At 63.3% G+C, this 11,283-nt stretch carries 11 protein-coding genes; 8 read left to right on the top strand and 3 right to left on the bottom strand.

The features are described from left to right. The first annotated feature begins 190 nt into the window (after positions 1-190). A complete protein-coding gene (locus ACVWY1_RS25200) occupies positions 191-1,429 on the top strand; it encodes an MFS transporter (protein ID WP_102682740.1) in 1,239 nt (412 codons plus the stop codon). Positions 1,430-1,518: 89 nt separating this feature from the next. Here the strand turns inward: ACVWY1_RS25200 and ACVWY1_RS25195 are convergent, their stop codons facing one another. Together ACVWY1_RS25195 and ACVWY1_RS25190 are read right to left on the bottom strand one after the other, a co-directional pair. Further along, on the bottom strand, positions 1,519-3,066 hold the full coding sequence (locus tag ACVWY1_RS25195; RefSeq protein WP_102682686.1) for an AmpG family muropeptide MFS transporter: 1,548 nt from the start codon (positions 3,064-3,066) through the stop codon (positions 1,519-1,521). Positions 3,067-3,110: 44 nt separating this feature from the next. After that, positions 3,111-3,464, bottom strand: a complete 354-nt coding sequence (locus ACVWY1_RS25190) for an MGMT family protein (RefSeq protein ID WP_102682687.1) — start codon at positions 3,462-3,464, stop codon at positions 3,111-3,113. Between the two features lie 152 nt (positions 3,465-3,616). Between ACVWY1_RS25190 and ACVWY1_RS25185 the strand changes: the two genes are divergently transcribed. The 5 genes from ACVWY1_RS25185 (at position 3,617) to groL (ending at position 8,281) form a co-directional block, all read left to right on the top strand. Continuing rightward, on the top strand, positions 3,617-4,624 hold the full coding sequence (locus tag ACVWY1_RS25185) for a DUF481 domain-containing protein (protein ID WP_102682688.1): 1,008 nt from the start codon (positions 3,617-3,619) through the stop codon (positions 4,622-4,624). 133 nt (positions 4,625-4,757) lie between these two features. Continuing rightward, the gene (locus ACVWY1_RS25180; protein WP_139668804.1) at positions 4,758-5,483 is read left to right on the top strand and encodes a HugZ family pyridoxamine 5'-phosphate oxidase; all 726 of its coding nucleotides are present in this window, start codon (positions 4,758-4,760) and stop codon (positions 5,481-5,483) included. A gap of 66 nt (positions 5,484-5,549) precedes the next feature. Continuing rightward, positions 5,550-6,011: an FxsA family protein gene (locus ACVWY1_RS25175; protein WP_102682690.1), complete on the top strand. Its 462-nt coding sequence runs from the start codon at positions 5,550-5,552 to the stop codon at positions 6,009-6,011. 287 nt (positions 6,012-6,298) lie between these two features. Beyond that, positions 6,299-6,592 (top strand): co-chaperone GroES, encoded by a 294-nt coding sequence (locus ACVWY1_RS25170; RefSeq protein WP_003260750.1) that lies wholly within the window; start codon positions 6,299-6,301, stop codon positions 6,590-6,592. A gap of 48 nt (positions 6,593-6,640) precedes the next feature. Beyond that, positions 6,641-8,281, top strand: a complete 1,641-nt coding sequence (groL, locus tag ACVWY1_RS25165; RefSeq protein ID WP_046856989.1) for a chaperonin GroEL — start codon at positions 6,641-6,643, stop codon at positions 8,279-8,281. A gap of 83 nt (positions 8,282-8,364) precedes the next feature. Here groL and ACVWY1_RS25160 read toward each other — a convergent pair whose 3' ends face one another. Next, positions 8,365-9,093, bottom strand: coding sequence for a phosphatase PAP2 family protein (locus ACVWY1_RS25160; RefSeq protein ID WP_102682692.1), 729 nt, complete (start codon positions 9,091-9,093; stop codon positions 8,365-8,367). A 180-nt stretch (positions 9,094-9,273) separates the two neighbouring features. On the opposite strand from ACVWY1_RS25160, the gene colR reads away from it, so the two are divergent. Together colR and ACVWY1_RS25150 are read left to right on the top strand one after the other, a co-directional pair. Beyond that, entirely contained in the window at positions 9,274-9,957 is a 684-nt protein-coding gene (colR, locus tag ACVWY1_RS25155; RefSeq protein ID WP_102682693.1) for a two-component system response regulator ColR, read from the top strand. Next, positions 9,947-11,272: a sensor histidine kinase gene (locus ACVWY1_RS25150; RefSeq protein WP_457378897.1), complete on the top strand. Its 1,326-nt coding sequence runs from the start codon at positions 9,947-9,949 to the stop codon at positions 11,270-11,272. Before colR ends, ACVWY1_RS25150 begins: the two co-directional genes overlap by 11 nt. Positions 11,273-11,283: the final 11 nt, after the last annotated feature.

Raw genomic sequence — 11,283 nt, 5'->3', positions numbered from 1 at the left:
CCCCTAATGGGGGCGCCCGACCCCCCCCTACCGCTTCAACGGCGTCCCAACTCGACAATTTTCAACCGTTTGGCGCGCCCGTCAGCCGGCTTTGGGGCGCGAAGCGGCCCTGTTTTTTACACTTGTTCACAGCCAGGCGCTGCCATATCTGGCATACACCCTGATCTTGCCTGCCAACCCGATGTTCGCCATGAAACCTCTGCTGTATATCACCCCCCTGCGCGCCTTGCTGTTCGGCCTGACCCTGGCGCTGTTCGAACTGTTGACCTACCTGGCCAGCGACGCGGTCATGCCCGCCATGCCGGTAGTGGTCGGCGATCTCCAGGCCAGCCCCGAATACATTCCCCATGCCCTCAACCTCTACCTGCTGGGTGGCGTGCTGCTGCAGTGGCTGATCGGCCCATTGGCCGACCGCTATGGCCGGCGCCCGCTGTTGCTGGGGGGCTGTGTGTTCTTCGGGCTGGCGTGCCTGGCGGCCTTCTGGGCACAGGATATCGGTGTGTTCAACCTGTTGCGGCTGTTGCAGGGCATCGGCCTGGGCTTCGTGGTCACGGTCAGCTATCCGGCGCTCAACGAGGCGTTCAGCGAGGCCGACGCGGTGCGCATGATGGCGCTGCTGGCCAACATCGCGCTGCTGTCGCCGTTGCTTGGCCCGCTGGTGGGCACCTTGATGCTGCAGTGGCTGGACTGGCGCTGGCTATTCGTGGCCTTCGCCGCCGGCGCGGTGCTGTGTTGGCTGCTGCTCTACCGGCTGATGCCGGAAACCCTGGGCGTGGAGCGCCGCGACGGTTCGCGCCTGCCGTTCACGCCCATCCACCTGCTGCCATTGCTGGCGGGTTACGGTCAGTTGCTGGGCAACCGTCGTTTCGTGGCCGGTAGCGCGGCGCTGGGGCTGGTGGGGTTGCCCCTTATCGGCTGGATCGGCCTGTCACCTGTGCTGCTGATCCATGATGAAGGTCTGAGCACGATGGAATACGCATTGTGGCAACTGCCGGTGTTCGGCGGGCTGATCCTGGGCAACCTGATCATCAACCGCATCGCCGATCGCTACCCGCTGCCGGCGTTGGTGCGTGGCGCCCTGTGGCCTTACCTGGCGGGCCTGGCGCTGATGGTTGCGGCCACCTGGTTCTGGCCGACGGTGACCAGTGTGGTGGCCGGCATGTCGCTGTACGCGCTGGGCCTGGGCGTCGCCAACGCGGTGCTGTACCGCATGACGCTGTTCTCCAGCGAGCAGAGCAAGGGCCTGGTATCGGCGATGCTGGGGATGATCACCATCGCCTTGCTGGGCCTGGGCGGCGCGGTGTTGGCGATGCTGGGTGCCGGGGCCAGTCTGATGCATTTTGCCCTGGCCGCGGGCGTGGCGGGTGCGTTGGCGCTGTGGCCGTTGTGGTTCGTGATCGGCAGGCGCCCTGCGGTGGTTGCAGGCTAGACGCATCGCGGGGCAAGCCCGCTCCCACGCAGCGCTCAAAGAAAGTATGCGTGGGAGCGGGCTTGCCCCGCGATAAGGCCGCTAATGGCCTAGTGTTGTTCAGCTGCCGGGCTCTCCACCGGCGCCGGCTTTCCCCGACCGACTTCCTGGCGCCAGTGCAGCGCGATCAGCACCAGCGTCGGCACGCCCAGCAGGGCGGTGACCAGGAAGAAGTCGTGATAGCCGAACTTCTCCACCATGACCCCGGAATAGCCGCCGATCAGGCGTGGCAGCAACAGCATGATCGAGCTGAGCAGGGCGTACTGGGTGGCCGAGAACTTCAGGTTGGTCAGGCTCGACAGGTAGGCGACGAAGGCCGAGGTGGCGAGCCCCGAACTGAAGTTGTCCAGCGAGATGGTGACCACCAGCATTTCCAGGTTCGGGCCCATGTCGGCCAGCATCAGGAACAGGATGTTGGTGGCCGCCGAGGCCGCGCCGCCGATGAACAGGATCGGCAGGATGCCGAAGCGCACGATCAGCAGGCCGCCGGCGCCAGCGCCGACCAGGGTCATGATCAGGCCGAAGATCTTGCTGACGCTGGCGATCTGGTCCTTGGTGAAGCCCATGTCGATGTAGAACACGTTGGCCATCACGCCCATCACCGTATCCGACATGCGGTAGGTGGCGATCAGCCCGAGCAGCAGCAGGGCCTGCCAGCGATAGCGCACGATGAAGTCATTGACCGGCGTGAGCACCGGCGCCAGGCCGCGACGGCCAAGGGACGACAGGCACGCCCAGGTCAGCAGTACATAGAGGATCAGGCGCAGGAAGGCGCGGTCTTCGAGCAGCAGGTCGAGCAGGGTCGCGTCGCCGAACGCCACGCTGCCCCAGTCGGTGTTGAACATCTGGGTGAAACTGGCCGGTACCGAGACCAGCAGGATGATCAGCACGAACACCGACGCCAGCTGGTGCATCAAGCCATAGCGCGCGGCCGACAGCTGGGTACGCAGGGGGACGGGGGGCTCACGCATCACCAGGGTGGTGAACACCGCCGGCAGCATCAGCACGCCGAAGAGTACGTAGGTGCCGGTCCAGGCTTCGTGCAGGTAGCTGAAACCGGTGGAGCCGAACCACTCGGCGAAGAACAGCGCACCGGCGGTGGCAAGCAGGGCGGCGACCCGGTAGCCGGCCATGTAGCTGGCAGCCAGGGCAGCCTGGCGCTGGTCGTCGGCGATTTCCAGGCGGTAGGCGTCGACGGCGATGTCCTGGGTCGCCGAGGCGAAGGCCACCAGCACCGCCAGGGCGACCAGCCACGACAGGTGTTTCTGCGGGTCGCAGAAGCCCATGCCGACCAGCCCGAGCACCACCAGCAGTTGCGACAACAGCAGCCAGGAACGGCGCCGGCCCATGCCGCCGAGCAGCGGCAGGCGCCACTGGTCGAGCAGTGGCGACCAGACCCATTTGAACGCGTAGGCGAGGCCGATCAGGCTGGCATAGCCGATGGTCTCGCGGGCCACGCCGGCTTCGCGCAGCCAAACCGACAGCGTCGAGAACACCAGCATGTACGGCAGGCCGGCGGCGAATCCGAGCAGCAAAAGCACCAGAGTTGACGGGCTGGCATAGGCAGCGAGCGCAGCGCGCCAGGTTTTACGGGGCATGGGCCAACATCTGCCTCAAGGTTTGCGAAAACAAAGCGCGCACTCTAACCGCTGTGCTCCATCGGACGCCAGCCATGGCGCGCCATATCCACACGATTATTGGCCACATTCACGCCTTCTGCGCGCAGCCGGGCGCGTTGTTCGTCGCCAGACGGCGTGCCCAGGGCCAGGCTCAACCTGCCACCCGCGCCCAGTACCCGGTGCCAGGGCAGGCGGGTGTCCTGGGGTAGCTGCGAAAGTGTGCGTCCTACCCACCGCGCCGCGCGGCCAAGGCCTGCAAGCTCGGCGAGTTGTCCGTAGCTGACGACCTTCCCCGGCGGTACTTGGCCGAGGACGGAATACAGTGCCATTCGTCGGGCTTGTGCATCCTGCGCAGCGGGCGGATCGAGGGCGGACATCAGAAGATCCCTGTGCTGCAGATGAAACCGGACAGAAGGTTCCGGCAAATGCGAGTGGAACTCATCGGCATGGTCTGGGTCTGTCCTTGCTCAGGTTGTCGGTATCTGGATAATGCCCGGCTTTTTCGTCGAATCGAACCCATATTGCGCTTATGTCTTCTAGAACCCTGCTGTGCCTCATCGCTGCGTCCCTTTGTACGCCCGTGCTCGCCGATACCGTGTGGATGAAGAACGGTGACCGCCTGAGCGGCAAGATCAAGGTCTTCGACGGCGGCAAGCTGCTGCTGGAGACCCCCTATGGCGGTTCGATCGCCCTGGACTGGAAACAGGTGCAGACGCTGGAAAGCGATCAGGAACTGCTGGTCAAGCAAGATGCCTACAGCGGCGAGAAAGCCAAGGCATTGAAGGCCGCCGAACCCGGCAAGGTGACCCTGGCCAACGGCGAGGCACCGAAGACCGTCGAGCTGGCCAGCATCGAGCAGATCATGAAGCCGCGTCCGGTGCTCGAGGATTTCCTGTGGAAGGGCAACGTCGATGTGGCGATGGACTACAAGCGCGCCGAGAACAACACCGACGACTATGACGTCAGCTTCAAGACCACTGCCCGCCATGGCCGCTGGCGGCACAACGCCGAGGGCGAATACAACCGCGAGACCAAGGACGACGTCACCACCACCAACAACTGGAGCGCCGAGTACGCGCTGGACCGCTTCATAACCGAGAAGTGGTTCTGGCAGGGGCGCCTGGAATACAAGCGCGACCATATCGAGGATCTGGCCCGCCAGCGTACCGTCGGTACCGGCCCGGGCTACCAGTTCTGGGATGACGAGCTCGGCGCGTTCTCGCTGGGCTCGCTGATCAACCGCACCGACTTCGAGTACCGCGACGGTGGCAAGGACAACTTCTATTCCGCCGCGGTGAAGTGGGACTACAACCGTTACCTGATCGGCAAGAAGGTCGAATTCTTCACCAATGGCGAATTCGGCAAGCCGCTGGGCGGCGTGGCCGACTACTCGCTCGATGCCGAGATGGGCCTGCGCTACAAGGTGACCGAGTGGGCTTCGCTCAACCTCAAGGCGGAAAAGGACCTGATCAAGGGCACCCGCGACAGCGACCTGGACAAGACCCGCTATACCGCCGGTTTCGGCGTTACCTGGTAAAAACAGTCGTTAGCGGTAAGCTACAAGCGGCAAGCAAGAGCCGTGTGTGCACTTCCAACAGGCGGTGCCGCCTTGCTTTTTCTTGTCGCTTGTAGCTTATAGCTTGCAACTGATTTTTTCAGGAGCCTCTCCAGTGAGTACCAACGCCCTTCGCCCCGCCCGGGAACTGCTGCTCAAGGAATACCGCGGCGTCCTCTCCACGCATTCCAAATCGATGCCCGGTTTCCCCTTCGGCTCGGTGGTGCCGTATTGTCTCGACGCCGACGGCCATCCGCTGATCCTCATCAGCCGCATCGCCCAGCACACCCACAACCTGCAGAAAGACCCCAAGTGTTCGCTGCTGGTAGGTGAGCGCGACGCCGAAGATGTCCAGGCAGTCGGACGCCTGACGGTGATGGCCCAGGCGCGCAAACTCACTGACGATGCCGCCATCGAGGCTGCTGCAAGCCGGTACTACCGGTATTTCCCCGAATCTGCGAACTACCACAAGGCCCACGATTTCGACTTCTGGGTGCTTGAGCCGGTACGCCACCGTTACATCGGTGGTTTCGGCGCGATCCACTGGCTCGATCAGGTGACGTTGGCCAATCCGTTTGCGGGCCAGGTCGAAAAAAGCATGATTGAGCATATGAATGACGACCATGCCAATGCCATTGAACACTATGTAAAACTGTCGGGGCTGCCGCGCTCGGCGCACATGGTCGGTATCGACAGCGAGGGCATGCACCTGCGTATTGGTCAGGGCATTTACTGGCTGCCTTTCCCAACTACTTGCAATACGCCGACACAAGTCCGCGAGGCTCTGGTTTTGCTGGCGCGCGCTGAAAAATGGCCGGATGCGACGCAAGTCGAGGGTTGAAAACAGGCGTCGAGGCATCCATCTGATGGTCTTACAGGAAGATTCTCTTCCGTCGAGGAACCCTTGATGCGTGCTTTTCTACTGCTGTTTCTTATTTTTCCTGTGCTGGAGCTGTTCGTCTTCGTCAAGGTCAGCGCCGCCATTGGCTTCTTCCCAGCGTTGCTGCTGATCATCGCCGGTTCCGCCCTGGGTGTGCTGGTGATGCGCGTGGCCGGCCTGGCTACCGCCCTGCGTGCCCGGGAGAGCCTGCAGCGCGGCGAACTGCCAGCCGAGGACATGTTCCAGGGCTTGATGCTCACCGTCGGTGGCGGCCTGTTGCTGCTGCCGGGTTTCATCAGTGACGTGCTGGGCCTGCTGTGCCTGCTGCCGTTCACCCGCCGCCTGGTGGCCGGCCGTCTGCGCCGCCGCGCCGAAGAGCAGGCCCTGCGTCAGCGGGCGTTCCAGGATGATCCGTTCCAGGCCCAGCCCCGCGATGACGGCCACCGTCCGAACGTGATCGAGGGCGAGTACGAGCGTCGCGACAAGTAAGGCGTGTTCATGCGTGGGCTTGCTCCGCGATGGGGGAGTCGCCCTGATCGCAGGGCGAACGCGCTCTCACGATGACTCTTACACCTTATGAAAATTTTTCTGTAGCAAGCCTTGTAATCGAATATCCCGGCCTCATGTATGTGGTCACCGCAAGGTTTCTGGTGGCGACACCAGACATGACACAGGTGGTTCGCCCTTTGCGGGCCACCCCCCGGCAACGCCGGATCGAATCAACCCGCCGGTGCTGACACCGGCCGATGAAAACCACAATTTGGGAGAGATCGACAATGAAGCTTCGTCCTCTGCATGACCGCGTCGTCATCCGTCGCAGCGAAGAAGAATCGAAAACCGCTGGCGGTATCGTCCTGCCGGGTTCGGCCGCTGAAAAACCAAACCGCGGTGAAGTCGTTGCCGTCGGCACCGGTCGCATCCTGGACAACGGCGAAGTACGCGCGCTGGCCGTGAAAGTGGGTGACAAAGTGGTTTTCGGCCCTTACTCGGGCAGCAACACCGTGAAAGTCGATGGCGAAGACCTGCTGGTAATGGCCGAGAACGAAATCCTCGCTGTTATCGAAGGCTGATTTCCCCGACTTCCCGTTACTCCAAAGAATTCCAAGGATTAAACGATCATGGCTGCTAAAGACGTAAAATTCGGCGATTCCGCCCGTAAGAAAATGCTGGTTGGTGTCAACGTTCTGGCTGACGCGGTAAAAGCGACCCTGGGCCCGAAAGGCCGTAACGTGGTCCTGGCCAAGAGCTTCGGCGCGCCGACCATCACCAAGGACGGCGTTTCCGTCGCCAAAGAGATCGAGCTCAAAGACGCTTTCGAGAACATGGGCGCCCAGCTGGTCAAGGAAGTTGCTTCCAAGGCCAACGACGCTGCCGGTGACGGCACCACCACCGCTACCGTACTGGCCCAGGCCATCGTCAACGAAGGCCTGAAAGCCGTTGCTGCCGGCATGAACCCGATGGACCTCAAGCGCGGCATCGACAAGGCCACCGCCGCCGTCGTCGCCGAGCTGAAGAACCTGTCCAAGCCATGCGCCGATTCCAAGGCCATCGCCCAGGTCGGCACCATCTCCGCCAACTCCGACAACTCCATCGGTGAAATCATCGCCGAAGCCATGGAAAAAGTCGGCAAGGAAGGCGTGATCACCGTTGAAGAAGGCTCGGGCCTGGAAAACGAACTGTCCGTCGTCGAAGGCATGCAGTTCGATCGCGGCTACCTGTCGCCGTACTTCGTCAACAAGCCGGACACCATGGTTGCCGAGCTGGAAGGCGCCCTGCTGCTGCTGGTCGACAAGAAGATCTCCAACATCCGTGAGCTGCTGCCAGTTCTGGAAGCCGTTGCCAAGGCCGGCCGTCCGCTGCTGATCGTTGCCGAGGACGTCGAAGGCGAAGCCCTGGCTACCCTGGTCGTCAACAACATGCGCGGCATCGTCAAGGTCGCCGCGGTCAAGGCGCCAGGCTTCGGCGATCGCCGCAAGGCCATGCTGCAGGACATCGCTGTCCTGACCGGCGGCACCGTGATCTCCGAAGAGATCGGCCTGTCCCTGGAAACCGCCACCCTGGAGCACCTGGGTAACGCCAAGCGCGTCATCCTGTCCAAGGAAAACACCACCATCATCGACGGTGCTGGCGAAGAGTCCGACATCCAGGCTCGCGTCACCCAGATCCGTGCCCAGGTTGCCGACACCACTTCGGACTACGACCGTGAGAAGCTGCAAGAGCGCCTGGCCAAACTGGCTGGCGGTGTTGCCGTGATCAAGGTCGGTGCTGGCACCGAAGTCGAGATGAAAGAGAAGAAAGCCCGCGTCGAAGACGCCCTGCACGCCACCCGCGCAGCCGTTGAAGAAGGCGTGGTGCCTGGCGGTGGTGTTGCCCTGGTACGCGCCCTGGCTGCCATCGTTGACCTCAAAGGCGACAACGAAGACCAGAACGTCGGTATTGCCCTGCTGCGTCGCGCTGTCGAAGCGCCGCTGCGCCAGATCACTGCCAACGCCGGCGACGAGCCAAGCGTTGTCGCTGACAAGGTCAAGCAAGGTTCGGGTAACTTCGGTTACAACGCCGCTACCGGTGAGTACGGCGACATGATCGAGATGGGCATCCTGGACCCAGCCAAGGTCACCCGTTCGGCCCTGCAAGCCGCAGCTTCGATCGGTGGTCTGATGATCACCACCGAAGCCATGGTTGCCGACCTGCCGGAAGACAAGCCAGCTGCTGGCATGCCTGACATGGGCGGCATGGGTGGCATGGGCGGCATGATGTAAGCCAGCCTTACCCCCGGTCCCAAGAAGAAGCCCCGCCTAGTGCGGGGCTTTTTCGTTTGCCAGATTTGCCCCGCGATGGTTAATCAGGCAGCGCTGTGTTCGGCCGCTGGTGTTTCGCAGCGGTTTCGGCGATACAGCACCAGGTAGTACGACCCCAGCCCGATCAGCCAGCAGAACACCGCCGTCCATACGTTGTGCGACAGGAAGTGCGCGCCCTGCATCATCCGCCCGATCGACAGCACCGAGCCGGCCACGAAGGCCACTGCCAGCGCGACCCGTGCCATGCGGGGCTTGCGGTCACGCAGCATGAAGAACAGGCCAAACAGGCAGAACCCGGTCGCCGCATGCCCTCCGGGCCAGCACAGCCCAGGCTTGTCGGTAGCCGGGCGGGCTTCGAGCAACTTGCTGTAGGTCTCCTTGCCACCGAACTGCGTCAGGCTCCACGGGCATTGCACCTGGGTCACCTTCTTCAGCGGCGTGACGAAGGCCGTCGACAGCGCCAGCGCCAGTACCAGGCAGCCCAACTCGCGGCGCCAGCCCAGCAGCCGGCTCCAGAAGAAGCTCAGGGCGAACCCGGCCACTGCCAGTAGACCGAACAGGATCACACCCTGCTTGACGCGGTCATGCAGGATATTCTCCAGCACATAGCTGTGGCGGCCGATGAACGCGCCGGCGGCCGGGTCGTAGAACAGGTTGGCCAGGTCCATGTCCAGCGAGGTCCACTCCAGCAGGACCAGGGTCATGACAGTGATGAATGGGATGCCCAAGTACAGCCAAAAATTGATCGGGCGAGGGGGGACGCTAGCCTGCATGGTGACTCCAGAAGGTGTAAGAGACGGGGCATTGTCGTTGGGCCGCTATCCTGTGTTCGTGAATGATCGGTGAAAAAACCGTCAAGTCCGGTGATTTCGCTCCAGGGCATGGCACCATGCGGGCAAATGGCCGTAAGCTGCGCCTGCCGCGCCCGGCGAAGCGCCGCACAGGAGATTTCGATGCGCATTCTTTTGGTTGAAGACAACCGCGATATTCTGGCCAACCTGGCCGACTACCTCGGCATGAAGGGCTACACCGTCGATTGTGCCCAGGATGGCCTGTCCGGCCTGCACCTGGCCGCGACCGAACACTACGACCTGATCGTGCTCGACATCATGTTGCCGGGCATCGACGGCTATACGCTGTGCAAGCGCCTGCGCGAGGATGCCCGCCGCGACACCCCGGTGATCATGCTTACCGCCCGCGACCAGCTGGACGACCGCCTGCAGGGCTTCCGCTCAGGGGCCGACGACTACTTGCTCAAGCCGTTCGCGTTGTCGGAGCTGGCCGCGCGCATCGAGGCGGTGCTGCGGCGTGCCCAGGGGGGCGGCCGGCGCACCTTGCAGGTCGCCGACCTGAGCTACGACCTCGACACTCTGGAGGTGACCCGCCAGGGCCGCCTGCTCAAGCTCAACCCCGTCGGCCTGAAGCTGCTCGCCGTGCTGATGCAGAAGAGCCCCCACGTCCTGCGTCGCGAGGTGCTGGAAGAGGCGCTGTGGGGCGACGACTGCCCGGACAGCGACAGCCTGCGCAGCCATGTCCACCAATTGCGCCAGGTCATCGACAAACCCTTCGAAAGACCGCTATTGCATACCGTCCATGGCGTCGGCTATCGCCTCGCCGAGGGCCGCGATGGAGTTTAAGCAGAGCCTTGCCCAGCGCATCATCATCGCCTTTGCGCTGATGAGCGCGCTGGTGGCCGGGGCATTTGCCTTTGGCATTGTCGCCACGGTGCATTTGGTCGAAGAGCGGTTGATCTCTTCGGTGCTCGGTGGCGACCTGCAGCGCCTGTTGCGCATGGACAGTGTCAGCGACTGGAGCCACCGGCCGCGCCCCGACCAGTTGTTCTACTTCAGTGGCGGGCGAGACGATTTCGAGCTGCCCAAGGACCTGCGCCACCTGGACGCCGGCTTCCACGAAGTGTTTCGCGACCAGCTCTCGTACCACGCCATGGTCGAGATCGTCGATGGCCGACGTTATGTGCTGTTGCAGGACCAGAGCGATTTCGAGGAGCGCGAGCGGGTGCTGTTCGCCGTTGTCGTGGTCGGCTTCGTGCTCAGCCTGGCCCTGGCGGTGATTCTCGGCTGGTTGCTGGCCCGGCGGGTGATGGCGCCGGTGATCCGGCTGGCGCGCCAGGTCCGTCACCGTGATCAGCTGTTGGGATTGGCACCGCCATTGGCACCGGATTATGCCGCGGATGAGGTCGGCCAGTTGGCCGTCGCCTTCGACGATACCTTGGGGCGCCTGCGTGATGCCTTGACCCGTGAGCGCTTGTTCACCAGCGATGTCAGCCACGAGCTGCGTACGCCGCTGATGGTCCTGGCCACCTCGTGCGAGCTGCTGATGGAAAACCCCAACCTCGAGAGCCGCGCGCGCAGCCAGGTCGAACGTATCGCCCGGGCGACCGAGGAGATGCGCGAGTTGGTGAAAACCTTCCTGATGCTTGCCCGGGCCCAGCGCGATGAAGGTGCAGTCGCTTCGCGGGCGACCCTGCGCGAGGTGGGTGACGACTTGATCGGGGTATGGCGCGATACCGTCGAGCAGAAAGGCCTGGCGCTTTACTACGATGGCCAGGTCAGTGCCAGCCCGGTGCTGTACAACGCCACCTTCCTGCAGTCGGTGATGGGCAACCTGCTGCGCAATGCCGCCCACTACACCGACAGTGGATACATCCGCCTCAGCCTGGAAGCCAATGGCTTCAGTGTGGAAGACAGTGGCGTGGGGATTCCGGAAGAACAGCGCGAGGCGATGTTCCGGCCGTTCGTGCGCGGTGACGAGCGTCGGGGCGAGGGGTTGGGGTTGGGCCTGTCGCTGGTCCAGCGCATCTGCGACGACCAGGGCTGGCGCGTGACCCTGACGGCGACGCTGCCCCACGGCTGTCGTTTCGAGGTCGATCTGAGCCAGGGCACCCCGATGGCGCATGGCGAAGGGTGTGGCGGGGTATTGGATCCGGATTAACGTCCGGTAAC

It is taken from the genome of Pseudomonas sp. TE6288 (assembly GCF_054062095.1).
Note: the sequence above shows the minus strand (reverse complement) of the source record. Positions and strands in the feature narration are given on the sequence as shown.